This window comes from Paenibacillus sp. FW126-R14, assembly GCF_058789495.1.
The window spans coordinates 278,064-304,553 of sequence record NZ_JBYTBS010000001.1 but is presented as its reverse complement, the minus strand read 5'-3'; the positions used below and the strand labels follow the sequence as shown (position 1 = coordinate 304,553).

Here is a 26,490-nt window from a genome sequence, read left to right as displayed (position 1 = left end):
ACCTCCTTGAGTTTTCGTACGAACTTTCTTACAGCTACGATGACCGGAAATCTCCGGCGCTTTTCTATTGTACACTATTTTGAGCAAAGATTCAGTCTTGGGCAGACTGAACTAATTGATAGGTGTCTCTGGCGATTACCCATTCTTCATTCGTTGGGATGACCAGCACTTGCACGTTGGAGCTTGCGGTTGAAATGCGCCGTTCCTGCCCTCTCCCAATGCGGTTTGCCGCCTCGTCGAACTCCACCCCAAGGTAAGTCAGGTGTTCGCAAACTCTTTTGCGCAGCAGTTCCGAATTCTCGCCGACGCCGGCTGTAAATACAATCGCATCGACGCCATTCATGGCCGCCGCGTAAGCCCCGATATATTTGCGCAGGCGATATTCGTACATCTCGAAAGCAAGGTGGGCGTTCTTGTCCCCCGCCTCCATCGCTTCCGTGATCTCCCGCATATCGCTGGAGATGCCCGAGATCGCTTGCAGCCCGCTATGCTTGTTGAGCATCGAGGAGATCTCGCCCAGCGTCAAATCCTCCTTGCCCATCGCATAAGGCACGATGGCGGGATCGAGATCGCCGCTGCGCGTCCCCATCATCAGACCCTCGAGCGGGGTCATCCCCATGCTCGTATCCACCGACTTGCCGCCCAAGATGGCGGCGCAGGAAGCTCCGTTACCGATATGACAGGTAATGAGCTTCAGCTCCCCCAGCGGGCGGCCCAGGAAGGCTGCGGCGCGTTCGCTCACATAGTTGTGCGAAGTGCCGTGAAAACCGTAGCGGCGCACTTTGTGCTTCCGGTACAGCACCATCGGCACCGGATAGAGGTAAGCTTGCGCCGGCATGGACTGATGGAAGGCCGTGTCGAATACAACGGCCTGCGGCACGTCCGGCATGTTCGCCTCCACCGCCAAAATGCCAAGCATATGCGCCGGATTGTGCAGCGGCGCCAAATCGAACAGCCGCTTGATCTCCTGCTTCACCTCGTGGTTCACGAGGACGGAGTTTTTGAAGCTTTCACCGCCATGCACGACGCGGTGGCCGACAGCGTTGATCTCTGCCGTTGACGCGAGCACGCCGTGCTCGGGATGAACGAGCAGCGCCAATACTTTGCGGATCGCAGTCGTATGCTCCAAAATTTCGCTGACCTCGTGAACCTCACTTTTACCTTTCGGTTCATGCACCAAAATAGCGGTTTCCATCCCGATCCGCTCGACTCTGCCCTTCGCCAGAACCGTCTCATCTTCCATTTGAAAAAGCTGATATTTCAGGGACGAGCTCCCCGCATTAATGACGAGAATATTCATAAACGGTCACCATCCTTATCGTAAAGGAAAAAGCCCTCTCCTGTTTTGGCACCCAAATGACCGGCACGCACCATTTTCTTCAACAGAAATGACGGCCGGTACTTAATATCTCCATAATCGCGGAACATTCCTTCGAGCGCATCATGCACGGCATCCAAACCGAAGCGGTCGCACATTTCTAGCGGCCCATATTTGAAGTCATAGCCGATGCGCATCGCGTTATCGATATCTTCCGCAGAAGCCACGCCCTCTGACAGCGTGTGCAAAGCTTCATTGATCAGCGTACAGATGAGTCTTGTCGTAATAAAACCCGGCGATTCATTGACTTTAATGCCCTTCTTTAGAATCAACTCATCCACAAATCGTTTCGTTTTCTCGAAAGTTTCATCCGACGTTTTCATCGCACGGATAATCTCGACGAGATCCACTTTTGCAACCGGGTGCAAGAAGTGAAGTCCGATAACCCGCTGAGGATTCGTTGTTACAGCTGCAATCTCGGTCACGCTGAGCGTAGATGTATTGGATGCTAAAATGATAGATGGATTGCAAATTTGATTTAATTGAAAAAAGACGTGTTTTTTTGCATTCAAATCTTCCGTGATTGTTTCTATCACCATATCGCAAGAAGCCATGTCTTGGAGAGAATCCGCTTTCTTTATTTTGGCTAAAATAAGCTTTTTCTCCGCTTCCGTCAAAGCCCATCGTTCGATTTGTTTATCTAAGCTAACCTGAATCTGCTCTAAGGCGCGGTCAAGCTTCTCTGCCGATTTCTCGACCAACAATACCTCCAGCCCCCGGGCTGCAAGCATTTCAGATATGCCTTGTCCCATTGTGCCGCCGCCGACAACACCAATCGTTTTGAAAACCATGCCCATTTCTCCTTCTTAAGGCTCATTCTTATCTTTCGCAGCCAGAGCGCCTTGCAGCTTTGGATGCAACCTTGGAAGCCCACACCTATCATACAATTTTTACTGTCAAATTTCATTAACAGTCACAAAACATTGCGGAACCTTTACGAGCTTTGACACAATTGTGATAAGAAAAGAGAACTCCGCCTTTCTTCCAGAACGAACTTAAAGGGGCTATCCCTCAGGCCATTCCTGACCTTTCAAGACACCCCCTACCCTTTTATGCACTTTGGGAAACTGATGCATCAAACAGCTTTCGGAACGTATCGCCGGAAATCACTTCTTCTTTCATCAAAATCGCGAAGGAATGGTCGAACACGCCCCGCTGCTGCTCCAGCAGCGCCTTGGTGCGCATCATCAAAGCATCGAGAATGATCGTATTCTCTTTCATCAGCTGATCCTTCGTGACCATCTCACGGTCAATGATGCCAAGCGATGTTAAGCCAGAGTCCATCATGTTGCGGACCATGGATAGGGCTTGCTCGAAATCGTTCCGCGAGCCCGTGCTGCGTCCGCCATAGAAAATTTCTTCTGCCGCGGCGCCGCCTAATGCGATCATAATTTGCTGCTCGATATAATCCTTCGTATACAAATAATGATCCTTCGGCGGGTTATGGCGCACATAGCCGAGCGCTTTCCCGCGCGGACTTACCGTTACTTGCGACACGGAGCCCGGACGTACAAGCTCGGCAACGATCGCGTGCCCCAGCTCGTGATAAGCAACCCGCTCCTTCTCATCCTGCGCGGTTTCCTTATCTGTCCGCTCGCCCATCATGATTTTATCGATCGCAGACGCCAAATGATGCTGCTCGATGACTTTTTTATCCTCACGCATCGCATAGATAGCCGCTTCATTCAACACACCTTCCAACTGAGCGCCGGAGAACCCGAAAGTTTGTTCGGCGATCACATCCAAGGAAACTTCGTCTGCTAACGGTTTATTTTTCACATGAATATCCAGAATCGACAATCGGCCTTTCTTATCCGGCAGGTCCACTTCAATATGACGGTCAAAACGTCCAGGACGCAGAAGCGCGCTATCCAGCATTTCCTTCCGGTTCGTTGCAGCCATAATCAAAATACGCGGCGCATCGTTCGTGTGAATGCCGTCCATCTCGGTTAACAATTGGTTAAGCGTTTGGTCGTATTCGCGCTGCTGACCGCCATCCCGCTTACCGCCGATCACATCAATCTCATCGATGAAAATAATCGCGTTGTCTTTACCTTCTTTAACCGCGCGGGTTCTTGCTTCCTTGAAGAGATCACGGATACGGCTCGCACCGACGCCTACGTACATCTCTACAAACTCACTGCCTGAAGCAGCTAAGTACACCGAATTCGTATAGTGCGCGGCTGCTTTCGCCATTAGCGTCTTGCCCGTTCCCGGAGGTCCGGTAAGCAATATCCCTTTGAGCGGGCGAATGCCCAGCTTCTTAATTTCTTCATGCTTAATCAAAAAATCAAGTGCTTCCGTCAATTCCTTCTTGGCCCGGTCCTGCCCGCCAATCTCGTCAAACGTCAGAAAAGCCGGCGCCCGGTTCTTGATTTTACGGTCGCCGCCTCCGCCGGCAGAGATGCCTACTCCGCCGCGGCTTCGGATCATATAAAACAACGAAACGCCAATTACGCCAACAAACAAGACAGGGATCACATTCACGCCTAAGAATGCTAAGAAAATAAGCAGTACGGGGATAAAGCCAATCCCGATTTCTTTATATATTTTACTCATTCGGCCACACTCCTATCTGGGAAGTTCTAGGAAGCATGATGAATTTGGTTGCATCACCATCTGTCAATCGAATATATACGTACGTTTGATCCATTTCACTTTCCACTTTCATATTCGGCATATCAGCGGCATATTTTTGCAGTGTTGCCGGAATGTCCGCATAGTGCTTGGTCTCCATGGCTTGGGCAACTTCGAATAAAGCTTTGGACCACCACTCATCCAGCTTCGCGGACGGATTGTCTTTGACATGAATATTAACGGTACGCTTACCGATAATCGATGCGCCGTCTTTGTTAATACGTTCAACAACCGTTCTTAAATTAGCATCCGCTTTTAGAACAACATCTATATCCACTTTATCTTTGTCTAATTTCATGGTTGAACTGGTCACTCCGGGAACTTTGCTAATGATATCCGATAAGGGAGATTCCATGGCAAAACTTGTATATGCAAACCAGCCTCCAAATAAGACACCGGCGGAAATAATTACACTGAGTACAACAGGTAAGAGACGTAGCTTCATCAGTCAACGTCCCCCTTTCTCGATATATTATGTTGCGTCCGATTCCATATACAGAGTATATCACGCGATATAACCATTAACCTTATGAAATGAGTGGAAACAAGAAAAAACTCAGCCTATTGCAGGCTGAGTCTCCACGTATCGATATACGATCCATCTTTGAATTTATAATAATCATAAAAATATCTTGTGCCGCTATCATTTATTTTTTTATAAAAAACTTCCCACACATACTCCTGACCGAGTTTGCCAGGCATGATCCGTTCAATCTCCGCATCCGGATTTTTCTTCATCAACACATCCCGTACTTGATCTTCCGTGAAATTTTCAGAAGCCATTTCCGAATGCACATCCTTATCGGAAACCCATACGATCAAGCCTTGACCAAGCTTATCTTCCCCATAAACGATACGAACCGGCTCTTCGCCATAGAAGAAATCCACTTTAACAGCTTTCGTCATGATGCTTTTCTCAAATGCGGTTTCTACCGCGGTGCGCTTGCTGTCCCAATGTTCATTCTGCACGTTTAAGTAGAAGCGGCTGAGCACGACACCGAGCGTCACAATAATAAATACCCCAAAAGCTATAATTCTCGTTCGCTTCGCATTCATAAGCACCGCTCACCTCCTTGGACAAACTGCCGGCACCTGCTTAACCAATTAATTTGTCGAAGCACAGCTCAAACTCGCGTTTAATTTTTTCTTCATCCATCGTCAAGCATTCGCCTTTGCGAACAAGCCAGTTGCCATCGACACAAACATCAACAACATCCTTGGCACATGCGGAGTAAACAACGTGAGAAACGAAATCTGTTTTTGGCAGGAAATGCGGCTGATCGATATCCAGTGCGATAAAGTCGGCTTTCATTCCCGGCTGCAGCAGCCCTACGTTATTCAACCAGACGGATTCCGCTCCCATGCTCGTTCCCAGCATAAGAGCTTCTGCAGCCGGTACAGCGAGCGGATCACCGGACACACCTTTGTGAATCAATGCCGCAAGTCTCATTTCTTCGAACATATCCAAATTGTTGTTGGAAGCTGCGCCGTCTGTGCCAAGCGATACCTTCACGCCGGCGCGAAGCAGTTCCGGTACGCGGGCTACGCCGCTGGCCAGTTTAAGATTGCTTCCCGGATTATGAGAGACGCGAACGTCGTACTGTTTGAGTACAGCGATCTCTTCATCCGTTAAATGAACGCCGTGCGCTACGAGCGTCGGTCTGCTGAACACACCGATCTTCTCTAAATGGGCAACCGGACGCAAACCGTATTGATCCACATTGCCTTGTACCTCGCGGCTTGTCTCAGACATATGAATATGAATCGGCAAATTCAAATCATGGGCGGCTTGAACGATTCGTTCAATATAATCCGGAGGACATGTGTAAGGCGCATGAGGAGACATCATCGTCGTGATTCTGCCATTCGCAGCACCGTGCCAAGTTTTTGCAAACTCAGAAGCGTCTTTCAGTTTGGCCGTCTGTACATCGGGCGGGCATAAACCGATAACGCCGCGCGCAAGAACGCCGCGCATTCCCGACTCTTCGACAGCTTTCGCCACTTCGTTCATATGATCGTACATATCAACAAAGGTCGTAGTTCCGCCTTTCATCATTTCCAAAATAGAAAGACTAGTGCCCCATTTTACATCCATAGCGCTAAATTTCGCTTCCATCGGCCACATTTTCTGTTCCAACCAGATCTGGAGCGCTAAATCGTCCCCATATCCTCTGAGCAGCGACATCGCCGCGTGACCGTGCGTATTGACGAGTCCAGGCATATAAAGCTTGTTCGTCCCGTCGATAACTTCGTCGTAGTTTTCCTTTGGCTCTGGCATTTGTTCGCCGATATATGTAATAAGATCGCCTTCTATAACCATAGAGCCTTTAATCCATGATTTTCCTTCAATAGTAGAAATAAAATGGCCATTCGTAATTAATGTTTTTTTCATACTAAAATACCCTCTCTATGCTCATTCTAAGTTAAATGCCGCTTAATAAACTTTACATCTTCAGGCTTGTAAAATCAAGGAAGCATCCAATGTTAAGAAATTGTAAAATGTCACGGAATTTTGGTTGCTTTCGGTCCAATTATTATGATATTTTTAATTTCGTGAGTTTTTTCTACAAATTGGTCCAATTCTCTCGAAAATTCGATCAAAATCTTGTACATATAGTAAAAACTAGGAGGCTATTATGACCACATTATTCACAAAAAAAAATGAAGTCGATTTCTTGCAGCTGCTTATCCGCGCAGCAGAGAACGCACTTCAAACCGCTCAGCTGTTTCGCACGGCGATGATGGGTGACAAACCGCCAGTAGACTACATTAAATCGATCCACGATTTAGAACATGCCGGCGACTCCATTACCCACGAAATTTTCAAAGGGTTGAATAAAGTTTTCATTACGCCGATCGATCGCGAGGACATCATGATTCTTGCCTCCAAAGTGGATGATGTCACGGATGGAATCGAAGCCACCATTGCCCGTTTTGACTATTTAAACGTCTCCCACACAGATACGTACATGAGAGAATTCTCGGCTGTCATTGTCGATTCGTGCCAACATATGCTGGACGCGTTCAAACTGCTCGCGAAGAAAAAATATATGCAAATTCCCGAGCACACCGTTGCAATTAACTCCCTCGAAAATGATGGCGACCGCTTGATGCGCGAAGGAATCCGCCAAATTTTCATCACTCGCAAAGACCCCTACGAGGACTTCAAACTGAAAGAAATCTACGAGCGCTTGGAAGAAACAACAGACGCTTGCGAAGACGTAGCCAATATCCTAGACAGCGTTGTACTTCGTTATTCATAGGGCTGTGCGGTTCATGCGCACGAGAAAGATTGTTTTTTGAGTGGAAAGCTCTTAGGAGGAAATCATGTTAACTTATTTGATCATAATTGTTGTACTAGCCTTGCTCTTTGATTTCATTAATGGATTTCACGATACAGCCAATGCCATTGCGACTTCGATTTCTACGCGCGCTCTTAGCCCGCGGGTAGCCATTGCGATGGCAGCCACTCTTAATTTTGTCGGGGCGATGGTGTCCTCGAAAGTTGCCAAAACCGTGGGAGGTAGCATTGCCAACCCGGCTAAAATTGAGAACGGCGTTGAAATCGTGATCGCCGCCCTGCTGGCAGCCATTATTTGGAACTTGCTAACATGGTATCTGGCCATTCCTTCTTCCTCCTCTCATACACTGCTCGGCGCTCTCGCCGGTGCGGTTATCGCCGGAGCCGGCGTGAACGCAGTGAACTGGAGCGGCTTCACGCAAATCATTATCATTTTGATTCTGTCACCGATCATTGCTTTCGCACTCGGTTACGTCATTATGTTTTTGATCAAGTACATCGTCATTTGGTCAGGAAATAAATCGAGATCGAAGCTTAACCGCGTTTTCAGAACATTGCAGATCATCTCTGCCGGACTGCTTTCTTACTCGCACGGCGGTAATGACGCACAGAAAGCAATGGGAATTATCGTGTTTGGTCTGGTAGCAGCCGGTGTGCAAACGGATCTGAACGTGCCGCTTTGGGTAAAAATTTCCGCTGCCTTGGCAATGGGACTTGGAACCTCGATCGGCGGATGGAAAATCATTAAAACCGTTTCCGGAAAAATCGTAAAAATCGAACCGATTAACGGTTTCGCATCCGATCTGACATCGTCGCTCGTCATTCAATTCTCGACTCATATCGGTAAACCTTTATCAACAACGCACGTTATCTCCTCCTCGATTATCGGGACAGGCAGTGTCATGCGCTTCCATGAAGTACAATGGGGTACCGTAAGCCGCATGCTGATTACTTGGGTCATTACGATTCCGATCTCTATCGCGCTTGCATATACGCTATACTTCCTTATCTTCAGACTTATTTTCTAAAAAAGAAAGAGGGTTTTCCCAGTCATTTTCATGACTTGCGGGAAACCCTCTTTGTGCATACATGGGCATTAATCCAAATAATAAGCTAAACTTTGAAGCTCCGTTGTAAAGTCTGCATAGTGTACGCGAACTTCAGACGGAACCTTGATGATGACAGGCGCGAAATTCAGAATAGCCTCAATGCCGCAATCTACGAACTGATTGGCCACATTTTGAGCTTCGTCCGCAGGTACCGTAATGATGCCGATCCGCACGCCCAGCTCCGATAAGACAACTTTCATCCCGCTCATGGGTTGAACCGTCAAATTATTGATGGTCTCTCCCGTTTTACTCGGCATAGCATCAAAAACAGCGACAATCTTCATATCGTTTCGCAAATACGTATTATAATTGCATAACGCGCGGCCAAGATTGCCCGCTCCGACAAGAGCAACTTGAATATGCCGGTCCAACTTCAGAATCTGTCTGATCTTCTCGATCAAATAGGCGATATCATAGCCGATGCCTTTCTTCCCGAACTCCCCGAAATAGGCCAAATCCTTCCGAATCTGCGCAGGATTCAGATCAAGCTTTTGACCCAAATCCTGCGAAGACACCGTTGCGACATTTTTCATAGCAAGCTCATTTAGAAAACGTAGATAAATGGGCAGCCTGCGAACAACAGCCTCCGATATTTTTTGTGATTTCATTTCTGAGCCTCCCCCATCCACTGCTCAATCCTTGGCAGCATTTGTTCCGTTTTCATATGCTCGATTTTGGGCCCGGGCAGCGAATAGAGGAAATGCTTACCGTAGAAGGTTTCAATCACGCGCGTATCGTAAATGATCACAATGCCTTTATCCGAAGCGCGTCGGACTAACCGGCCAAAGCCTTGTTTAAAGCGAATGACCGCCTGCGGCACCGAAAATTTCATAAACGGGTTTTCGTTGCGTTTTTTAATATTTTCACATTTGGCCTCGACGAGCGGATGATTCGGCGGTTGGAACGGCAAGCGGATAATCGCCAGACAGCTTAGCGCATCACCTGGAATGTCTACCCCTTCCCAGAATGAGCTCGTGCCCAGCAGGACGCACATTTTGTTGTCCTGGAACATGCGGGTCAGCTTGCTGCGGTTGCCGCTGTCTACGCCTTGACCGAGAACCGTGATGCCGTACGGCTTCAAGTAATCCTTCATGCCGGCATAAATCTGCTTAAGCATCCGGTTCGAGGTAAACAAAATGAGCATCCGGCCTTTGGTCACGATGGCCACATCGCTGAGCGACTCTATCAGCGATGCGATGAAGACGGGATCGCCCGCGCCTTTAATCGTAGGGAAATCCCGAGGGATGACCACCAGGGCTTGCTCCCGGTAGTTGAACGGAGAAGGCAGCTGGACCGTTTTGAGCTTGCCGCTCTCTTCGTCCTCCGGGATAACCAGCCCCAATTGATCAGCGGAATACTGGAACGATTTGTTCACGGACAAAGTCGCTGAGGTCATGATGATGCTGTCTTTGGTCTCGAAGAAATGCTGCTGAAGCAAGCCGCTCACATCGGTTGGTACCGAGATGAGCTGCAGCGATTTCGCTTTGGCGTAGGTCCCCGCTTCCATCCAGTACACATAGCCTTCATCCGCCCTCATCATAAAGAAGTGCAGCGCATCCCGATGCTCATAGAGCTCTTTCACCGTTCCGTTAAGGTCCGTCACTAAACCTTGAACGCCAAAAACCTCCTGATGCTCCTTCACATCGCTCAATAACTTATCCAGCGTGCGAAGCAGGTCATTGGCATTCAAATAAATATTCTCTTCCATCGTCAACAGCTCATGCCAATTGGAAGGCAAAGTTTCCGGCTTCATACGTAAAACATAAGTGGAATTCTCCGTTTGCGACGGATCGCTTTTGGAAGAAAGCAGCTCATAAAGCGATTCGCTTAACCGTTCCCAGTCCTCTTTCATCTGCACGATTTTGGGAAAGAGGCCGTCAATCGTATGGCTCCAAGCCGCTGCGCGTTCCTGCTGCTCATCCGCTTTCTGCAGCCGAAACCGCAGCATCGGCAGTTGACCGCTCCGATTATCTTTATAGAGCCAAGTTAGCGAGTGGTACATCGCCGATGAATGCAGCTCAATCCCCAAATGTTTGGAGGCTACTTCCTCAAAATGATGCGCCTCATCGATGACAAGGTGTTTGTAAGCCGGCAGAAGGCGGTTCTCCGCTTTCATATCCGTGAACAAGAGAGAATGGTTCGTAATGACCACATCAGCCGTATTGGCGTCGTTACGGGCGCGATGATAGAAGCATTTTTTGTACCACGGGCACATGCGGTTTAAACAGGAGTCCGTATCGCTGGCAACCGAATACCAGAACTGAGCGCCTTTATTCCCAAAATGCAGCTCTTCTTCATCTCCATGCTCCGTCTCGCTGAGCCATACGACCATTTGAGCGGCCGTTAACGGATCTTCCTTGCCATTCTCGTAATCCCGCGTTGTCAGCTTCGTCTCAAATTTACGCAAGCATAAGTAATGGCTTCTTCCTTTGAGCACCGCGGCTTTGAACGGCACAGGGAAAATCTCCTTGAGCAGCGGAATATCCCGCTCTCTGAGCTGTTCCTGCAAATTGATGGTGTGCGTGGAAACAACCACTTTCTTCTCATACTTGATGCCATAGTAGAGGGCCGGAATCAAATAACCAAGCGATTTGCCCGTGCCCGTCCCCGCCTCAATCATCAAATGCTGATCGTTCTCCAGGGACTTCTCCACTTCATAGATCATTTGCTCTTGGGACTCACGTTCTTCAAAAATCTCAAACTTTTGTTGAAGCGCCGTTTTTAAGCCCTGTTGGAAATGTTTAAAAGATGGCCCTAACCCGTCTTCATGCGAAGCCGAGCGAATCTCATCCTCATCTCCCCAATCCGTGACATTCAGCGTAAATTGGCGGAAATAGCGATGGGCTTCCGTATCGACGCTCGTTATCGATTCTTTGTATAGACATATTTCTTCCAAAAACCAGCCTAAGTCACTGGAGCTGTTCTCGTAAATATGCTGCAATCTCTGAACGGTAAGCAATGGCAGGCCTAGCAGCCTTTCCAAACAAACAATCCAGATTTCTGCTGTCACTTCCGCGTCGCTATCGGCTTGATGGGGCCTTTCATGATCGATCCCGAATAGACCGGCTACCATGCTCAGTTGAAGACTGGAAATGGACGGAAACAAGATGCGCAGCATATCCATCGTGTCGAGCACCCGGCCGGAAAATGGCGGATAGCCGGTTTTCGTCAGCCCCTTTTGCAAAAAGGAGAGGTCAAAAGCGGCATGGTGGGCGACAAGCACGCAGTCAAACAACAGCGGAAACATATCCGACATCACTTGATCCAGCGTTGGCGCGTCCGCCACCATGTCGTCCGTAATGCCCGTAAGCGTTGTAATGGAAGAAGGTATACCGATCCCTGGCTTGACCAGAGAAGTATACCTGTCGATAATTTGAAATTGATCTATAATGACCAGTCCAACCTGGATGATTTCATCCGCAGGCTGACTTCCTGTCGTTTCAAAATCTAAAACTGCAAATTTCATGACGTGTATCTTCAATCCCTTCGTCCTGCACTTCTCCTAGCATACCAAATCTTCTTAGGAAAAGGGAATACCTAGTTCGTCACTTTGGTTTACGATTCGTCCAGATTAATGAGCGGCTCCATACATGACGGGTCGGTATGATACGCTTTTTGAAAATATTCAAACGCTTTTTCCATATTGTGATTTTGAACTTGAATACAACCCATGGCGTTGTAGGAAATGGCCTTCATCTTTGAATTGTCCGTTAAGGGCAGGAGGAATTTGAAGTGCTGGTACGCTTCTCCAAACTCCCCTTTGCGCAAATGTCCCATCGCCAAATACACTCTGGCCAACAAGAAATCCGGCTGCCTCCGAATCAACGTTTCGAATTCTTTGATCGCCTGATCGTACATATAAAGCTTGTAGTACCCTTGCCCGCGGACGAATTCATCCGTTTGCTTCCCGGACAAATCGAGATCCATCAGTTCCTTATGAAGGGTTTGGGTGCTGATCGGCACGGCCCCATAAAACTTTCCCAGTTTCTCCTCAAAAAGCAGCCATGCCTCGATGAACTCATCGCTCATCGTCTTCAACACCTGCAGCTGCTCGTCAAGCTCCGCCTTTTTCTCCACATCACTATTCGGATATTCTTTTTGGATTTCTTCCAAAACCTCGTTCATTGTGGAAAATAAATGCTTAAACATTTGGCATCCCACCTTTGCTTCGAAAGCTTATCCTCATTCTTTGTAAACAGAGCCGATTTCATGCATGGAAATCACGAGCTTAAATGATGGTGGAATGCTCCTCCGCTTTCAACAGCTGGGCTACTTTATTGTTCGCATCCATGATCGCAACGGTCGGTTGATGCTTCTTCGCTTCTTCGTCGGTCATCATGGCATACGACATAATAATGACGGTATCTCCGGTCTGAACCAGACGCGCCGCCGCGCCGTTCAAACAGATCACTCCGGTTCCGCGGGGCCCGGGAATAATGTAGGTTTCCAGACGCGCTCCATTGTTGTTATTCACAATTTGCACTTTCTCATTCGGCAGCATATCGACTAGATCGAGCAAATCCTCGTCAATCGTGATGCTCCCGATATAGTTCAAATTCGCTTCCGTTACGGTAGCGCGGTGAATCTTGGCTTTCATCATCGTGCGAAACATAACTTCACTTCCTCAATTGTATAATAGCATTGTCGATTAGCCGGGTTTTGCCGAATTTAACGGCTAGAGCAATAATAACAGAATCGGTATGAGTGCTGCTTTCAAAAGGCTCTAAGGCCGGATAGGCAAGTACCTCTGCATAATCAATGACCGCTAGTGGCGCTGTGGCAATATGACTCCTGACCAGGCTCTCCAACTCGCCCGCCGCGAAGCTGGATCTATTCCGCACGAATTCCTTGGCTAGTTCCAAAGATTGCGAAAGAACCAACGCTTGTTTCCGCTCTTCCTCCGTTAAGTACACATTGCGTGAACTCATGGCGAGGCCGTCCTTTTCACGCAGTGTAGGACAAGGTACGATTTCGACGGCAAGATTAAGATCCTGGACCATCTGCTCGATCACGGCAACCTGCTGAGCGTCTTTGAGTCCGAAGAACGCTTGATCCGGCTGCACGATATGAAACAACTTGCTGACTACTGTCGCAACGCCGTCAAAATGTCCGGGACGCGACGCTCCGCAAAGATTTGATGTAAGTCCCGTCACACTAACGGTTGTCCGGGTCGGTGCCGGATACATTTCACTGACGGATGGCATGAAAACAAGATCGGTGCCGGCTGCCTCCGCTACCTCAAGGTCTCTTTCCGTATTCCGCGGATACCGCTCAAAATCCTCTCCGGGACCAAACTGAAGCGGATTGACAAAAATACTCAACACAACAAGCCCGCTTTGAGACCTGGCCTTGCGCAGCAAGCTGGCATGGCCTTCATGCAGATAGCCCATTGTAGGCACAAAACCTACGGATCCATCATTTTTACGTCGGTATTCGCTAATGCGAGAACGCAAATCGGCAATTGAATGAATCACTTCCATTGTTTGGATCGCTTTCATGGCCGCTCACTACTCCTTATCGCCGTACAAGTATTGAACTACATCGTTATCCATATGAAACGTATTTTCAGGGGCGGGGAACGTCCGCGCTTTCACTTCTTTCACATATTCGCCAATGCCTGCTCGAATAGTTTCCCCGATATTCGCGTAACTTTTAACAAACTTTCTGGGAGCACTGTCAGAACCATACTGCAGCAGATCATGGTAGACAAGCACTTGCCCGTCGCAATTAACCCCCGAGCCGATGCCGATGGTCGGAATCGACAGCTGTTTGGTGATCCATTCGGCCAGTTCGTCCGTAACCAGCTCCAGAACAATGGCGAATGCTCCCGCTGCCTCGATGGCTTTCGCATCGCTCAGCAGCTTCTCCGCTTGCTCCGAGCTGCGGCCTTGCACGCGGAATCCGCCAAGCTGGTGAACCGATTGCGGCGTAAGACCGAGATGTCCGACAACGGGAACGCCAGCCTCTGTGATCGCTTTGACCGTTGCCGCTATCTCCGCCCCGCCTTCGAGCTTCACCGCTTTGGCCCCGCCCTCTTGCATCAACCGGGCGACACCTTTAAGCGTTGTATCCAGGCTCCCATGATACGTCAAAAACGGCATATCCGCCACAATAAACGTATGGGAAGCTCCGCGTACCGCGGCCCGCGTATGATAGACCATATCATCCAGCGTCACCGGCAAGGTCGAATCATATCCGAGCACAACGTTCCCCAGTGAATCGCCGACGAGAATCACATCAATGCCAGCTTCCTCCGACAATCGGGCGGACGGATAATCATAAGCGGTTACCATCGTAATCGGTACGCCGTCCTGCTTCATTTTTCTCATTTTGGCTGTTGTAAGCGGCTTTCTCTTTTCCATTCGTATCCCAGCTTCCCGTCTAAAATAAAAAAACCTTTTAGCTAAGAGCTAAAAGGATCGCATGCAGAAAGAATCCAATGATCCTTCTGTCTCGGTCCCATAAGGCTCAGAGCAGAATCCAACATCTTGTTTACGCGTTATTCGGCTACATTCAAACCTGTTACTGCGCTTGTATAGCAGCAAGTGCAGTTCCTTTAAGGATACCGCCTCGCTATTCAATTATACCAAATAGAGATTCCAAATGATACCTAAAATTTTCAGCGCAGTTCGATATCGCCGGAATAGACTTTGATTTTCTCCCCGCTCTCGGTAATTACCGTCAGCGCGCCTGTATCATCCAAGGAATCTGCAAAGCCTTCAATGACGCCGTTTGGCGAATGCGTGCGGATAGGACGTTTGAGGGTTACGCTTAAAGCTTCCCATAGCAGCCGGATCGGTGAAAACCCTTTTTCCAAATACAATGCATACAGCTCTTCGAATTCTAGGAGAAATGCTTGTACCAAAGTCTCTCTCTTGATTTCCGTCCCCGATTCAATGGCCAGTGAAGTGGCAACCTTCCTCAGTTCCTCCGGATAATCCTCTACCTTCAGATTCACACTGATGCCGATTCCCGCAATAATATACTTTAAGCGTTCATCTTCACCGCTGCTTTCGAGCAAAATGCCGCTGATCTTCTTCCCTTTGATCAGCAGATCGTTCGGCCATTTGATGCCTATTTCCACTTGGCACACCTTCTGGATCGACCGGCACAGGGCGACAGCGCATAACAACGTAAGCTGCGGCAAGAAATGAACAGGTAGTCTCGGCGTCAGCACCAGACTCATCCATATGCCTTTCCCGGCCGGAGAATGCCACGCACGGCCCATTCGGCCCCGCCCGGCTGTCTGTGCCTCGGCAAGCACTAACGTGCCTTCAGGAGCCCCTGAAGCGACGAGCGCATGGGCGATCGTCTGGGTGGAATCGACTTCCCCGTATATATGCACCTTCTGCCCCAACACCTTCGTTCTCAAGCCCTGCAGCAGTTCGGTCACCTGCCATTTATCCGGCTTGCTCACCAGCCTGTAGCCTTTGCGCGGAGCGGCTTCAAATTCATAGCCTGCCCCGCGAAGCTCTTCGATGTGCTTCCATATGGCCGTGCGGCTCACATTCAATCTGCGGCTGATTTCTTCACCGGAAACGTAAGCCTCCGGAGATTGTTGGAAAAGCTCTAAAATCCGCTCATTCATCTTGTTCACTCCAATTAACTATGATGAAAAAACCACGCGCGCTGCTACTTCGCAGCACGCGCGGCCTGTAGAAGAATTTCCCGCTCGTTCGGCAATTCCCCGAGCGCTGTTCGTTCAAGCAAATGCTCCAGCAGCTTGCCCATCTGCGGGCCCGGCGGCAAGCCGAGCTCCGACGCCAAATCCTTGCCGGATATGGCGAGATGCTTGAGGCTGAAGCACGGAATCTCGCCCAGCCACGCTTCCCCGCGGCGCACCAGCTCCGGCGCCGCTGCGTCCAGAAACAGCGCGAGCTCGCCGCGCTGACCGCTGCAAGGCTGCAGCGCGCGCAGCAGCCGCAGCAAGGCGCGGGCCGCAGCTTCGCCGCGGCGCACCGCGCCAAGCTTCCAGACCCGCTCCAGGGCAGCCGGGTCTGGCTGCGAGACGGCCACCGCTTCGCGCAGGGCCAGCACAGCCCATACCGCGTCGCCGTCGGCGCGGGAGAAGGTCAGCTCCTGGAGCGCCGTGCGGACGATGTCCGCCGGCACCTCCAGGAGCAGCAGCAGCATCGCCCAGCGGTCATGCTGCTCTTCCAGCGCGCTGACAGCGTCCAGCGCGTCATCCCAGGCGAGCCAGCGCTCAAAAGGCAGCGGCAGCTGCTTTTTGAGGTGCGCCGTCAGGCGGCTCGCCAAGAGCAGCCGTACGGCCCGCGCAGGGGCCGGGCCGTCGATCATGCGCTGGAGCTCGCTGCGCACGCGCTCCATGGCGATGTGGCGAAGCAGCGGTGCTTGCGCGAGCAGCGCCTGCCAAGTGCTCTCCTCGACCTGCAAATCGTAGGTCGAGGCAAAGCGAATGCAGCGAAGCATGCGCAGCGCATCTTCGCCGAACCGCTCTTCCGCTTTGCCTACGCAGCGGAGAACGCCTAAGGCGAGATCCTTTTGCCCGGCAAAAGGATCGACGACAACGCCCGCGCCGTCCATCGCCATCGCGTTCATCGTAAAATCGCGCCGCTTCAGATCCTCCGTCAAGTCGGAGATATAGGCGACCGAAGCCGGGCGGCGGAAACCTTCGTACTCCGCCTCTTTGCGGAACGTCGTTACTTCATACGTCCCCTGCTGGAGGATGACGGTGACGGTCCCATGCTGCAGACCCGTCGGCGCCGTCCGCGGGAAACAGGCGATAACCTGCTCCGGCAAGGCTGAAGTCGCGATATCGATGTCTTTAATCGGTCTGTCCAGCACGGCATCACGCACGCAGCCGCCTACAAGATAGGCTTCATAGCCTGCCTCCGTAAGCTTTGCCAGCACGTAAGAAGCGCCTCGATCTTCTGCTAATATTTTTCCTGCATCCAACATGTTTCTCCTAACCAGCCTGAACCCTCTTATTGACAGGTTGAAGCTGTGATGCGATGTGATTCCGGAAGCTCTCTTCCAAGTACGCGATAATAAATTTCTTCATATTGCATCGTTGTAATGTCATTGCAGAACGTGTATCTGGCACGGTCCAAGCAATTTTGCACCACTTGTTCGTACAGCACTTGATTGCTTAGCAGGTTTACCGCATGCTCGGCCATTGCGTCCGTGTCGCCTACGTCGGCTAAATATCCGGTTTCCCCATGAGTAATCAACTCGGGAATTCCTCCTGCGTTAGAACCAATGGTCGGTACGCCGCACGCCATCGCTTCCAGCGCAACGAGCCCGAAGCTCTCTTTCTCGGAAGGCAGCAGCATGACATCCGCCAGCGAAATCACCTGCGAGACGTCATCCTGCTTGCCGCAGAACGTAACCTTATCCATAAGGCCAAGCTCCTTGACCTTCGCAATCATTTTAGACAAATCGGGACCTTCCCCGACAAACAAAAGCCGTGATGGAATCCGCTTGCTTACCTTAGCAAAAATATCGACGACATCTTGGACTCGTTTGACCGGTCTGAAGTTGGAAATATGGATAAGAATCTTCTCTTCCGGCCTTGCGAATTCGCCTCTGAGCTTCGTAATATCCCGCGGGTAGTACACCCGTTTATCGACAAAGTTATACGTCAAATCAATATCACGGTCTATATCCAGTGATTCCCTTGTTTCCTTAATTAAATCCTTCGAAACGGCCGTAACCGCGTCGCTTTCATTAATCGCGTAGCGAATCAAGTCCGAAATGGACTGATCTTGGCCAAGCACCGTGATATCCGTTCCATGAAGCGTAGTGACTACCTTTAATTTACTCCCGACCATCTGTTTGGCGAGAAGCGCACATACCGCATGCGGAATTGCGTAATGAACATGAAGCAAATCCAGCTCTTCCATCTTGGCTACCTGAGCAAGCTTGCTTGCAAGAGACAGATCGTATGGCGGGTAGCGGAAAACATAATACTGACTGACTTCCACTTCATGATAAAAAATATTTTTATGAAATTTACCCAAACGAAACGGCATGCTGTGGGTAATAAAGTGAACTTCATGCCCTTTTTCGGCGAGCAGCTTGCCGAGTTCCGTCGCAACGACGCCTGAACCGCCTAGCGTTGGATAACAAGTAATACCAATTTTAAGTTTGTCGCTCATCTTGCACCTCTTTTCCCGATCAATCGAATCGATCCACCAACAATGGCAGCTTAGAGACGAAGCCTTCCGCATACTGAAGCATCCGCTTCTGTCCCATTAGACGGTCGCGAGCTTCTACACGTTCTACATAGCCTTGATTGAGCGGCGTAGCAACAGTGCCTTGCCCCGTAATAAACTGCGAGCGGTATGCGCTCAGTGCCGCTGTTTTGGTCTCGTAATAATCGGTTACATTTACAATGAAATCAGCTTCATACACATCGTTAATAAAATAAAAATACATCTGCTCCACATTCACAGGTTCAGTCTCCGGTAAATATTTGCGCAGCTTGGCATTGAAAACAGCTTCTTGAATGAGTGCCGAGCAAGCGATATGATCCGGATGACGATCCTGCCAATACGGAGCGAAGACGATTCTCGGTTTAAATTTCCGAATTTCAGCGGTAATTCGCTCAATATGGTCAGGAGTCACATACAGGCCCCGGTCCGGAAGGCCTAGATTCGTACGCACGGTCAATCCCAACACCTTGGCAGCCTGATCGGCTTCTTCTATCCTCGTCTCAACGGTCCCGTTGGAGGACATCTCTGCATACGTTAAATCGCAAATGCCAACCCGGTAGCCCAAAGCGGTATGCTTCGCAATCGTTCCGGCCATCCCGATCTCGGCATCGTCCGCATGTGCGCCAAAAATAAGAATATCCAGCTGCTCGCTCATCTTATTCAATTCCCGGCTTATATTTATGTACGAGTTCTCTCCATGCAAAATCCCCGCGATCCAGCGCTTTAACGAGGATTTCCGCCGTAGCGATATTGGTCGCGCACGGTATTCCCTGTACGTCGCATAAACGCAAGAGCGCGATAATGTCCGGCTCATGCGGCTGTGCCATTAACGGATCGCGTAAAAAGATAATCAGATCCATTTCATTCTGAGCGACCAAAGCGCCGATTTGCTGGTCTCCTCCCAGTGGACCCGACATAAATCGATGGACATCGAGTTTGGTATTTTCCATAATCCGCTGCCCGGTTGTGCCTGTTCCGTATAGCTTATGACCTGCGAATACACGTTCGTAAGCCGTGACGAAGTTTACCATTTCATCTTTCTTGCGATCGTGGGCAATTAGCGCGATGTTTAACATTCTGACTTCCACTCCCCTAAGACTTCTTAATCTATAAAATGCTCGAATCCGTAAATCATACCGCTATATGTCATTACTTTGCGTACAGCAATCGCAACGCCAGGCATATAGGCTGCACGGTCATAGGAGTCATGTCTGATCTTGAGCGCCTGACCTTGCTGCGCCATAATAACTTCCTGTTGAGCGAAAATACCCGGCAAACGCACGCTATGTATTCTAAACCCATTGTAATACCCGCCGCGCGAACCTTCAATTATTTCTTCTTCTTGCGGATTGCCTTGTCTGAGCTCTTCCCTGACTTCCGAGATAAGTTCCGCCGTTTTCACGGACGTACCTGACGGCGCATCAAGCTTCTGATCGCCATGATATTCGATAATTTCCAAATGAGGGAAGTATTTGGATGCCTGCGCCGCAAATTTCATCATCAGTATCGCGCCGATGGAGAAATTTGGGGCAATGAGTCCGCCGATTTCTTTCTCTTGGCACTGCTTGTCCAACTCAGCAATATCTTCCGGGCTAAATCCGGTTGTCCCCATAACAGGGCGAATACCTAAGCGAATAGCTAAACTTGTGTGTGAGAACGCGGTTTTGGGCCCCGTAAAATCTACCAATACATCCGGTCTGGATTCGGTCAAAGCAAGCTCCAAATCATTGCTCATGGTCACTCCGCATTCTTCAAACCCTACCATTCTTCCTAGATCAATCGGGCCAGAGGAGCGGTCCACTCCCGCCACTAATTCCATATCGGACTCCGTGAGTACGGTCTTCACGACCTCTCTCCCCATTCTTCCACTTGCCCCAATGACAGCTACTCGAATTTTACGCTCCATGACGATGTTTCTCCTTTGTGTATATTTCAATCTCTATTTTTCATCTTTTGCTGGTACCGTTCCCCCTGCTGCTTTGCCAGTTCGTGATTCGGCTCTAATTTCAAGGCTTCCATCACGGTTTGGTAGGCTCTCCCATAATCGTTCCGGAAAGCAAAAGCTTCGCCTAGAATCAGATAGGCTTCAATTGCCAGCGGGTCGAGCACGATCGCTTCCTTCAGCAAGAAAATCGCTCTTTCCGCATGCTCCGTTTGTGTGCTTAGATGCCTCTGAGCTCTTTCGACCAGTTCTCTGGCATGCAGCACTTGCAAATGATAGCGGTAAGCTTCATTGTCCTGCTCGAGTTGGGAAGCTTCTACAGCATGTTCAATCGCACTGCTGAGCTTGTTGCCTCTTGCGTAAGTTATCGATAGTTTGTAATGATAGGCAGCATTGTTTGGTTCAGCAGCTATTGCTTTTTCAAACCACTCGATCGCTTTTTCAAAATCTTGTGAAAGTATGGATTCGTACGCTTTCTGTATTTGATCTTCTCCATTCATCTGCCCATCCTCCTTATCGAAAGCGAGTCTCCCGTTAGTGGGGATGGAATAGTTTATGAAGCTTATGTAGTTTCGGTGTTAATTTTAGTCCATCTACCCGCGTCCCGCGTGTTAAACTTATGCATGATTTTATCATGCGCCTCGGTCAAATCAATACCTAGCGAGTTCGCGAAGCAGATCGTAATAAACATAATGTCGCCAAGCTCGAGCTCAATGGAATTGTCCGCTTCGGTGCTTTTTTTAGGTTTCTCACCGTAGGTATGGTTCACCTCGCGGGCCAGTTCGCCCACTTCCTCAGACATTCTGGCCAGCATCGCCAAAGGACTGAAATATCCTTCTTTGAACTGGGAAATATAAGTATCGACTTCTTTCTGTATATCTTTAAGCGTTCGTTCCGACATAGTCACCCTTCTTTCCTTCATCTTCACCAAGATATCATTACTATGTTAAACTAAACAAGAAAAGTTGACAAATTTTTTTGACAGATGGGATCCGCAGGTTTGGAGGAAAAGAGATGATTTTTAAGGAACGGTTTGCTGATCAATTCACAAATGTACTCGCCATTACAATCGGTACCGCGATTTATGCGTTTGGATTGCATTATTTCGTGATTTCCAATGAGCTCATGGAAGGCGGTGTTACCGGAATCTCTTTGCTTCTGAAGTATGTGCTTAACGTACCGCCCTCTATCTCCACGTTGCTGTGCAATATTCCGTTATTTTATCTCGGTTGGCGCATTTTCGGAAAAGGACCCATGCTCTATACCATTTACGGCGTCGTATCTTTGTCGTTCTTTCTCTGGATGATGGAACTGCTTATTAACCTGAATTGGATTGTGCCCTTTCAGACCAAACAGGATTACTTTCTAGCCACACTCTATGCAGGGATTACGCTCGGGACAGGTCTAGGCCTTGTATTTCGCTTCGGCGGCACAACAGGCGGATCCGACATCCTGGCTCGAATCGGACATAAGAAAAAGGGCTGGAGTGTCGGACAAGTCATCCTCATTATCGACGTCATCGTCATTGGCTCCTCCTTTCTCTATTTACCGAAAGAAAAGGTCTTATACTCTCTCGTAGCCGTCTTTGTTACCTCACGCATCATTGATTACATATCCGAGGGCGCCTATGCCGCCAAAGCGTTTACAATCATAAGCGACCAAGCTGTTGAGGTAGCTGAATCCATCACTAAGGAGCTGGACCGGGGCGTCACGTTGTTTCCCGCCAGAGGCGCCTATTCCGGCCACAATAAAGAAGTTGTTTATTGTGTCGTCTACCGCCACGAAACGAGACGTCTTCGCGAGCTTATTCGCGCGATCGATCCCCGCGCTTTTATCATTATAGGTGAAGTCCATGAAGTGATCGGCGAGGGCTTTAAAGAGAACTAAACGCCAAAAAAAAGGCTGAACAGATGCTGTCATCTGCTCAACCTTTTTTTTATTCCCCTAGTTCCTTTTCCCGGGATTGCTTGACCGGAACAATATGTCGCCCTGACTGGTACATCCGCCAGCCAACGAATGACAAAACGCTAACGATAATCAGCCCAATTCCTGCAGACCAGATGATTGGATGCTTAGGGTCGGTTATCGGTACGAAAGCAATAGCATCCTTATTTTTGAGAAATAGTTCATCCAGCACTTGACCCAGATGGTCTAAGCCTGATTCCGCTTGGCGGGAGGCCATGGGCTGGCTGTTAATGCTTTTTCGCAAATAGAGAAGGACAGAGTCAAGTTTCTCGACGGAAGATGCCTCCCGGCTTATCAATAACGAAGGATGAATAATGGCAATATGTTGAGAAAGCTTACCGAATCCGGCGATAGCTTCTTGCTGTTTTCCCGATTTAACCACTTGCGTTAAGGCTGCCGTGTCATTTTGCAGCACTTTATAATATTGCAGCCACATGGGCTGATTTTTATGAGTAAGAGCATCTGTTGCAAGGCGTATTTTGGCGACGGCCATTTGCCCTTCTTCCGGCGAGTAGCTCGCGGCATTATAAACCCTTTTCGCTTGCGTAATCGTTTCGGTTAATGCATTCAGCCCTTCCACCGAAGTAATGCCCTCGAAATGTATTTTGGGTATTACATCAGACATTTGCATAAGCTTGCTTCGCGCTTCAAGCACTTGGCCGTCCATCGTCTGCTTGTACATCTCATCGGCAATTTGATTCAGAAACTCGACACGCTGAATTTGTTCCGGATCAACTGGCTTGGCAGCTTGACCACTCGTGCTGGTGCTGGCCGTGCATGCAGAGCTTATACTAACAACTGCTGTCAGCAAAAGTGTGACCGTCAGTCGCTTAAATCCCCCGGTAAACCTAAACATGGGACATCCCCTCCTTCACCATCATCATATGGAGGTTCGTCCCAATTTAGACCATCGCTTATTTAATTATGTTGCTTTGTTCTGGCGAATACGCAAACAAAGGAGGGCGATCACAATACTAATCAAACTCAAACTGATGGTGAACCCTTCAATGGTCGAATAATAGTTGCTTACAAGCACATCCGGCAATCTGGGGAATACCCCGCGTTCGTAGTCCATGAAATCGTTCCAAAATGTCCAGCACGCAACAACCACGACTGCCGGCAGACGGTACGTATACCACCTCACAAATAACAGCGCTTCCAATGCCATGGCCAAGTGAGAGCACGTCAACATCCAGCCATCCCAACCGACAGGAACTCCTTGCCAGGCGCCTGCCCAAATCATCGTAACCGCCCAGATCCCGTATTTAAAAGAAGTGATCAGCGCAAAGGCTTCGACGAATCCTCGAATGGCCTTATAAACCTTTGATCTGCTTTTGCCCGCCGAACGATCTGCAAGTAAGTAGCCGACAGATAACGTGAAAAATAAGCTGGCTGTCGGACTATCAGGAACAAAAAAAACGTACCATAGCGGATTTTCGGCAATGGTGTCCACCATTTGAAGCCAATACCACTCATAGCCGTACACCGTACCAAGCAGGTTCGTAATAAATAGCAGCCACAGCATCTTTTTGCTCAGCAAAAAATCCTTACTCCAAAAATAAGAAATGGACACTCCTTGAGGCAAGAGAGCTCCTCCTTCATTTGATTTAAAAAAACCTGACCGCATGCGCGATCAGGCTTTCCTGTTTTATTGGGCTTTTTGTTTGGACAACCACTCAGCAAGCTTCGTGATATCGGCATCCGTTAAGCCTTTATCGATGTTAGCTTGATATTGTTTACCCATGTTGCCCTTACCGTTTTTGATAATGTTCATGATCTCATCTTGCGGATGTTTGTCACCTACGCCAAGCAAAGCCGGTACGCCGGAAGCCGGCATCCCTTTAAGTCCGGCACCATGACAGGACAAGCAAGTTGCTTTTTTGTAGATTTCTGCACCCGGATCATCAGCAGCCACGATAGCTGGAGCTTTCTTCGTATCCTTAGCAGCGCCGCCGCCAGCAGCTGCGCCTTTGTTCGCGTGCAATTCTTCTTCACGCTTAATATGCTCAGGAATGATGTTTTTCTCTTTCAACTCAAACTGATAGTGATCCCAAGATGTATACGTCAAGTATGTACAAGCGATTAAAGATAAAATCATCAAGCTGGAAGCGATCGGTCTTCTATAGAAACGACGCTCTTTCCCTGTATCCAAGAACGGAGCCAGCAGCAAGCCGCCAAATAACAGACCAGGAACGACAACCGCTCCAAGTACGACGAAATCTCCGGATGTATACGGGTATTTCAACAATTGATACATGAACAAGAAGTACCAGTCCGGCATCGGAATGAACGCTGTGTTCTTAGGATCCGCAGGATAACCCAGCGGAGCCGGATCGGACATAACCAGCACCAGCATACCAACCAGTACAACAACCCCTACCATCCACTCTTTTAACAAAAAGTTGGGAATAAAGGCTTCTGATTTTCCCGGATACGCGGAGTAATCGCGAGGAATCAATCTTTGTTCTTGTGTTTTCTTAATTACGCGGGAATCCCCGACGTAAACGATTTTTTCGTCAGACTTATGACCATGCGCCACGCTATTCGCCCCTCCCTAATTTATAGCGGTCCGGAAATACCTTGTTTGCGAATCATGAAGAAGTGTCCAGCAAGCAAAGCGAGCAGAACGCCAGGCAGGAAGAACACGTGAATGGCGAAGAAACGAGTAAGTGTTTGCGCACCAACGATACTTCCGCCTTGCAGCAATGTTTCGATGTACGGACCTGCGAAAGGTACGGACGCTGCAATTTTCATACCTACTTGTGTAGCAAAGTATGCTTTGTTATCCCATGGAAGCAGGTATCCCGTAAAACCAAGACCTAACATAACGAAGAAAATGAGCATCCCTACTACCCAGTTCATTTCACGTGGTGCTTTATAAGAACCTGTGAAGAACACGCGCAGGGTATGTAAGAACATCATTACGATAACTAAACTAGCTCCCCAGTGGTGCATACCTCTGACGATAACACCGAAAGCTACTTTATGTTGTAAGTAATCAACGCTTGCATAAGCATTGATGATATCAGGCGTGTAATACATCGTTAGGAACATACCTGACAAGATTTGAATAACTGTAATGAAAAACGTCAATCCGCCGAAACAGTACACGAAAGCGGAGAAATGATGCGCAGGGTTTACGTGTTCTGGAACCTCATGATCTGCTACATCCCTCCACATAGGCGTAATATCAAGACGTTCGTCAATCCAGTTGTATACGTTTTTAAACATCTGACTGTGACGCCTCCTTATACTCTTGTGTTAGCATGCAGTTGTCCCACATAAACGAAACCGTTCTCTACTTTGGTTGTGTATTCATCCAAAGGTTTAGGTGCTACCGCAAGGTTCTTGCCGTCTTGCGTATAGTGAGCACCGTGACAAGGACAGAAATACTGATCTTTGTAAGCCGGGTTGTCGTTCCAGTTGACCGTACATCCAAGGTGCTTACAAGTTGGATTCAATGCAAACAGCTTCCCATTGCTGTCCTTGGAAATCCACGCTACCAACTCAGCATCACTTTCGTACCAACCATCTACCTGATGGACTTGGAACGTAAATGATTGTGGTACATTTGTAATTTTGCTTTCTTCGACAACTTTTACCCAATCCGATTCTGATTTCTTTTGAAGCACAGGATCTACCGCAAATCGTATCATCGGAATAATGATACCGGCCCCCATGAATCCTCCAGCGCCACCAAGGGTGTAAGAAAGAAATTGTCGGCGGGACATTTCGCGTTTTGTCCCGGGTTTCTTCCCGTGCTGTTCTTCTTTGTGATTGTTATGATCACTCATTCTCAGGTCTACCCTCCTACATTGGCCGATGTCCAACCCTCTCGGACGTCAGTTACCTCTATCACGTGTCGTTCGACATTACACTACATAACTAGGACATTACTAATAATAGCCTACGACTACTAGGTCGTCAAGAATCCAGAACTCCTTTTGAGCCATTGAAAACTTGGCGTTCGGACAAATTTTAAC

At 48.9% G+C, this 26,490-nt stretch carries 28 protein-coding genes; 3 read left to right on the top strand and 25 right to left on the bottom strand.

The window, feature by feature from the left end; genetic code table 11:
• Positions 1-91: 91 nt before the first annotated feature.
• The 6 genes from AC3WRW_RS01165 to AC3WRW_RS01140 form a co-directional block, all read right to left on the bottom strand.
• Positions 92-1,300 (bottom strand): acetate/propionate family kinase, encoded by a 1,209-nt coding sequence (locus AC3WRW_RS01165; RefSeq protein WP_492544173.1) that lies wholly within the window; start codon positions 1,298-1,300, stop codon positions 92-94.
• Positions 1,297-2,169, bottom strand: coding sequence for a 3-hydroxyacyl-CoA dehydrogenase family protein (locus AC3WRW_RS01160; protein WP_492544171.1), 873 nt, complete (start codon positions 2,167-2,169; stop codon positions 1,297-1,299). Before AC3WRW_RS01160 ends, AC3WRW_RS01165 begins: the two co-directional genes overlap by 4 nt.
• 259 nt (positions 2,170-2,428) lie before the next feature.
• The gene (locus AC3WRW_RS01155; protein WP_492544170.1) at positions 2,429-3,937 is read right to left on the bottom strand and encodes an AAA family ATPase; all 1,509 of its coding nucleotides are present in this window, start codon (positions 3,935-3,937) and stop codon (positions 2,429-2,431) included.
• Complete coding sequence (locus tag AC3WRW_RS01150) at positions 3,930-4,460, bottom strand: hypothetical protein (protein WP_492544168.1); 531 nt, start codon at positions 4,458-4,460, stop codon at positions 3,930-3,932. Before AC3WRW_RS01150 ends, AC3WRW_RS01155 begins: the two co-directional genes overlap by 8 nt.
• A 116-nt stretch (positions 4,461-4,576) precedes the next feature.
• Complete coding sequence (locus AC3WRW_RS01145) at positions 4,577-5,071, bottom strand: cell wall elongation regulator TseB-like domain-containing protein (protein WP_492544166.1); 495 nt, start codon at positions 5,069-5,071, stop codon at positions 4,577-4,579.
• 40 nt (positions 5,072-5,111) lie between these two features.
• Positions 5,112-6,407, bottom strand: coding sequence for an amidohydrolase (locus tag AC3WRW_RS01140; RefSeq protein WP_492544164.1), 1,296 nt, complete (start codon positions 6,405-6,407; stop codon positions 5,112-5,114).
• Between the two features lie 244 nt (positions 6,408-6,651).
• Between AC3WRW_RS01140 and AC3WRW_RS01135 the strand changes: the two genes are divergently transcribed.
• Together AC3WRW_RS01135 and AC3WRW_RS01130 are read left to right on the top strand one after the other, a co-directional pair.
• Positions 6,652-7,278, top strand: a complete 627-nt coding sequence (locus AC3WRW_RS01135; protein ID WP_492544162.1) for a DUF47 domain-containing protein — start codon at positions 6,652-6,654, stop codon at positions 7,276-7,278.
• Between the two features lie 64 nt (positions 7,279-7,342).
• On the top strand, positions 7,343-8,344 hold the full coding sequence (locus AC3WRW_RS01130; RefSeq protein ID WP_492544160.1) for an inorganic phosphate transporter: 1,002 nt from the start codon (positions 7,343-7,345) through the stop codon (positions 8,342-8,344).
• Between the two features lie 68 nt (positions 8,345-8,412).
• Here the strand turns inward: AC3WRW_RS01130 and AC3WRW_RS01125 are convergent, their stop codons facing one another.
• The 14 genes from AC3WRW_RS01125 to AC3WRW_RS01060 form a co-directional block, all read right to left on the bottom strand.
• On the bottom strand, positions 8,413-9,033 hold the full coding sequence (locus AC3WRW_RS01125) for a redox-sensing transcriptional repressor Rex (RefSeq protein WP_492544158.1): 621 nt from the start codon (positions 9,031-9,033) through the stop codon (positions 8,413-8,415).
• The gene (dinG, locus tag AC3WRW_RS01120; protein ID WP_492544156.1) at positions 9,030-11,891 is read right to left on the bottom strand and encodes an ATP-dependent DNA helicase DinG; all 2,862 of its coding nucleotides are present in this window, start codon (positions 11,889-11,891) and stop codon (positions 9,030-9,032) included. Before dinG ends, AC3WRW_RS01125 begins: the two co-directional genes overlap by 4 nt.
• Positions 11,892-11,980: 89 nt before the next feature.
• The gene (locus AC3WRW_RS01115) at positions 11,981-12,574 is read right to left on the bottom strand and encodes a tetratricopeptide repeat protein (RefSeq protein ID WP_492544154.1); all 594 of its coding nucleotides are present in this window, start codon (positions 12,572-12,574) and stop codon (positions 11,981-11,983) included.
• A 79-nt stretch (positions 12,575-12,653) separates the two neighbouring features.
• Complete coding sequence (panD, locus tag AC3WRW_RS01110) at positions 12,654-13,037, bottom strand: aspartate 1-decarboxylase (RefSeq protein WP_492544152.1); 384 nt, start codon at positions 13,035-13,037, stop codon at positions 12,654-12,656.
• 4 nt (positions 13,038-13,041) lie between these two features.
• Positions 13,042-13,905 carry a pantoate--beta-alanine ligase gene (gene panC / locus AC3WRW_RS01105; protein ID WP_492544281.1) on the bottom strand — a complete coding sequence of 288 codons (864 nt, stop codon included), beginning with the start codon at positions 13,903-13,905 and terminating at the stop codon, positions 13,042-13,044.
• Between the two features lie 27 nt (positions 13,906-13,932).
• On the bottom strand, positions 13,933-14,787 hold the full coding sequence (gene panB / locus AC3WRW_RS01100) for a 3-methyl-2-oxobutanoate hydroxymethyltransferase (RefSeq protein ID WP_492544150.1): 855 nt from the start codon (positions 14,785-14,787) through the stop codon (positions 13,933-13,935).
• A gap of 257 nt (positions 14,788-15,044) precedes the next feature.
• Positions 15,045-16,013, bottom strand: a complete 969-nt coding sequence (locus AC3WRW_RS01095) for a biotin--[acetyl-CoA-carboxylase] ligase (protein ID WP_492544148.1) — start codon at positions 16,011-16,013, stop codon at positions 15,045-15,047.
• A 44-nt stretch (positions 16,014-16,057) separates the two neighbouring features.
• Positions 16,058-17,341, bottom strand: a complete 1,284-nt coding sequence (locus tag AC3WRW_RS01090) for a CCA tRNA nucleotidyltransferase (RefSeq protein WP_492544146.1) — start codon at positions 17,339-17,341, stop codon at positions 16,058-16,060.
• 29 nt (positions 17,342-17,370) lie between these two features.
• Positions 17,371-18,543 carry an N-acetyl-alpha-D-glucosaminyl L-malate synthase BshA gene (gene bshA, locus AC3WRW_RS01085; protein WP_492544144.1) on the bottom strand — a complete coding sequence of 391 codons (1,173 nt, stop codon included), beginning with the start codon at positions 18,541-18,543 and terminating at the stop codon, positions 17,371-17,373.
• 19 nt (positions 18,544-18,562) lie between these two features.
• Positions 18,563-19,255 (bottom strand): bacillithiol biosynthesis deacetylase BshB1, encoded by a 693-nt coding sequence (gene bshB1, locus AC3WRW_RS01080; RefSeq protein ID WP_492544142.1) that lies wholly within the window; start codon positions 19,253-19,255, stop codon positions 18,563-18,565.
• Between the two features lies 1 nt (position 19,256).
• Complete coding sequence (locus AC3WRW_RS01075; protein WP_492544140.1) at positions 19,257-19,676, bottom strand: methylglyoxal synthase; 420 nt, start codon at positions 19,674-19,676, stop codon at positions 19,257-19,259.
• A 26-nt stretch (positions 19,677-19,702) separates the two neighbouring features.
• A complete protein-coding gene (dapB, locus tag AC3WRW_RS01070) occupies positions 19,703-20,506 on the bottom strand; it encodes a 4-hydroxy-tetrahydrodipicolinate reductase (RefSeq protein ID WP_492544138.1) in 804 nt (267 codons plus the stop codon).
• A 26-nt stretch (positions 20,507-20,532) separates the two neighbouring features.
• On the bottom strand, positions 20,533-21,042 hold the full coding sequence (locus AC3WRW_RS01065; RefSeq protein ID WP_492544136.1) for a tetratricopeptide repeat protein: 510 nt from the start codon (positions 21,040-21,042) through the stop codon (positions 20,533-20,535).
• A gap of 62 nt (positions 21,043-21,104) precedes the next feature.
• Positions 21,105-21,443: a nucleotide pyrophosphohydrolase gene (locus tag AC3WRW_RS01060; RefSeq protein WP_167053839.1), complete on the bottom strand. Its 339-nt coding sequence runs from the start codon at positions 21,441-21,443 to the stop codon at positions 21,105-21,107.
• 113 nt (positions 21,444-21,556) lie between these two features.
• Between AC3WRW_RS01060 and AC3WRW_RS01055 the strand changes: the two genes are divergently transcribed.
• Positions 21,557-22,429, top strand: a complete 873-nt coding sequence (locus AC3WRW_RS01055; protein ID WP_492544134.1) for a YitT family protein — start codon at positions 21,557-21,559, stop codon at positions 22,427-22,429.
• Between the two features lie 49 nt (positions 22,430-22,478).
• Here the strand turns inward: AC3WRW_RS01055 and AC3WRW_RS01050 are convergent, their stop codons facing one another.
• From AC3WRW_RS01050 to AC3WRW_RS01030, 5 genes are all read right to left on the bottom strand, one after another.
• A complete protein-coding gene (locus AC3WRW_RS01050) occupies positions 22,479-23,363 on the bottom strand; it encodes a sporulation protein YpjB (protein WP_492544132.1) in 885 nt (294 codons plus the stop codon).
• 66 nt (positions 23,364-23,429) lie between these two features.
• Positions 23,430-24,092, bottom strand: coding sequence for a DUF1405 domain-containing protein (locus AC3WRW_RS01045; protein ID WP_492544130.1), 663 nt, complete (start codon positions 24,090-24,092; stop codon positions 23,430-23,432).
• Positions 24,093-24,155: 63 nt separating this feature from the next.
• Positions 24,156-25,046 (bottom strand): c-type cytochrome, encoded by an 891-nt coding sequence (locus AC3WRW_RS01040; RefSeq protein ID WP_492544128.1) that lies wholly within the window; start codon positions 25,044-25,046, stop codon positions 24,156-24,158.
• A gap of 20 nt (positions 25,047-25,066) precedes the next feature.
• On the bottom strand, positions 25,067-25,738 hold the full coding sequence (gene qcrB / locus AC3WRW_RS01035; protein ID WP_028554311.1) for a menaquinol-cytochrome c reductase cytochrome b subunit: 672 nt from the start codon (positions 25,736-25,738) through the stop codon (positions 25,067-25,069).
• A gap of 17 nt (positions 25,739-25,755) precedes the next feature.
• The gene (locus AC3WRW_RS01030; RefSeq protein ID WP_492544125.1) at positions 25,756-26,301 is read right to left on the bottom strand and encodes a QcrA and Rieske domain-containing protein; all 546 of its coding nucleotides are present in this window, start codon (positions 26,299-26,301) and stop codon (positions 25,756-25,758) included.
• Positions 26,302-26,490: the final 189 nt, after the last annotated feature.

Bases quoted from the DNA above. Each gene is read 5' to 3' on its own strand.
- panC (WP_492544281.1), bottom strand. From the start codon at position 13,905: ATGGAAGTGATTCATTCAATTGCCGATTTGCGTTCTCGCATTAGCGAA.
- AC3WRW_RS01060 (WP_167053839.1), bottom strand. From the start codon at position 21,443: ATGTCGGAACGAACGCTTAAAGATATACAGAAAGAAGTCGATACTTAT.
- AC3WRW_RS01145 (WP_492544166.1), bottom strand. From the start codon at position 5,071: ATGAATGCGAAGCGAACGAGAATTATAGCTTTTGGGGTATTTATTATT.
- AC3WRW_RS01140 (WP_492544164.1), bottom strand. From the start codon at position 6,407: ATGAAAAAAACATTAATTACGAATGGCCATTTTATTTCTACTATTGAA.
- AC3WRW_RS01150 (WP_492544168.1), bottom strand. From the start codon at position 4,460: ATGAAGCTACGTCTCTTACCTGTTGTACTCAGTGTAATTATTTCCGCC.
- AC3WRW_RS01050 (WP_492544132.1), bottom strand. From the start codon at position 23,363: ATGTTTAGGTTTACCGGGGGATTTAAGCGACTGACGGTCACACTTTTG.
- AC3WRW_RS01130 (WP_492544160.1), top strand. From the start codon at position 7,343: ATGTTAACTTATTTGATCATAATTGTTGTACTAGCCTTGCTCTTTGAT.
- AC3WRW_RS01135 (WP_492544162.1), top strand. From the start codon at position 6,652: ATGACCACATTATTCACAAAAAAAAATGAAGTCGATTTCTTGCAGCTG.
- bshA (WP_492544144.1), bottom strand. From the start codon at position 18,543: ATGAGCGACAAACTTAAAATTGGTATTACTTGTTATCCAACGCTAGGC.
- AC3WRW_RS01095 (WP_492544148.1), bottom strand. From the start codon at position 16,013: ATGAATGAGCGGATTTTAGAGCTTTTCCAACAATCTCCGGAGGCTTAC.
- AC3WRW_RS01155 (WP_492544170.1), bottom strand. From the start codon at position 3,937: ATGAGTAAAATATATAAAGAAATCGGGATTGGCTTTATCCCCGTACTG.
- AC3WRW_RS01030 (WP_492544125.1), bottom strand. From the start codon at position 26,301: ATGAGTGATCATAACAATCACAAAGAAGAACAGCACGGGAAGAAACCC.
- dinG (WP_492544156.1), bottom strand. From the start codon at position 11,891: ATGAAATTTGCAGTTTTAGATTTTGAAACGACAGGAAGTCAGCCTGCG.
- AC3WRW_RS01125 (WP_492544158.1), bottom strand. From the start codon at position 9,033: ATGAAATCACAAAAAATATCGGAGGCTGTTGTTCGCAGGCTGCCCATT.
- AC3WRW_RS01075 (WP_492544140.1), bottom strand. From the start codon at position 19,676: ATGTTAAACATCGCGCTAATTGCCCACGATCGCAAGAAAGATGAAATG.
- AC3WRW_RS01165 (WP_492544173.1), bottom strand. From the start codon at position 1,300: ATGAATATTCTCGTCATTAATGCGGGGAGCTCGTCCCTGAAATATCAG.
- bshB1 (WP_492544142.1), bottom strand. From the start codon at position 19,255: ATGAGCGAGCAGCTGGATATTCTTATTTTTGGCGCACATGCGGACGAT.
- AC3WRW_RS01160 (WP_492544171.1), bottom strand. From the start codon at position 2,169: ATGGTTTTCAAAACGATTGGTGTTGTCGGCGGCGGCACAATGGGACAA.
- qcrB (WP_028554311.1), bottom strand. From the start codon at position 25,738: ATGTTTAAAAACGTATACAACTGGATTGACGAACGTCTTGATATTACG.
- dapB (WP_492544138.1), bottom strand. From the start codon at position 20,506: ATGGAGCGTAAAATTCGAGTAGCTGTCATTGGGGCAAGTGGAAGAATG.
- panB (WP_492544150.1), bottom strand. From the start codon at position 14,787: ATGGAAAAGAGAAAGCCGCTTACAACAGCCAAAATGAGAAAAATGAAG.
- AC3WRW_RS01065 (WP_492544136.1), bottom strand. From the start codon at position 21,042: ATGAATGGAGAAGATCAAATACAGAAAGCGTACGAATCCATACTTTCA.
- AC3WRW_RS01055 (WP_492544134.1), top strand. From the start codon at position 21,557: ATGATTTTTAAGGAACGGTTTGCTGATCAATTCACAAATGTACTCGCC.
- AC3WRW_RS01115 (WP_492544154.1), bottom strand. From the start codon at position 12,574: ATGTTTAAGCATTTATTTTCCACAATGAACGAGGTTTTGGAAGAAATC.
- panD (WP_492544152.1), bottom strand. From the start codon at position 13,037: ATGTTTCGCACGATGATGAAAGCCAAGATTCACCGCGCTACCGTAACG.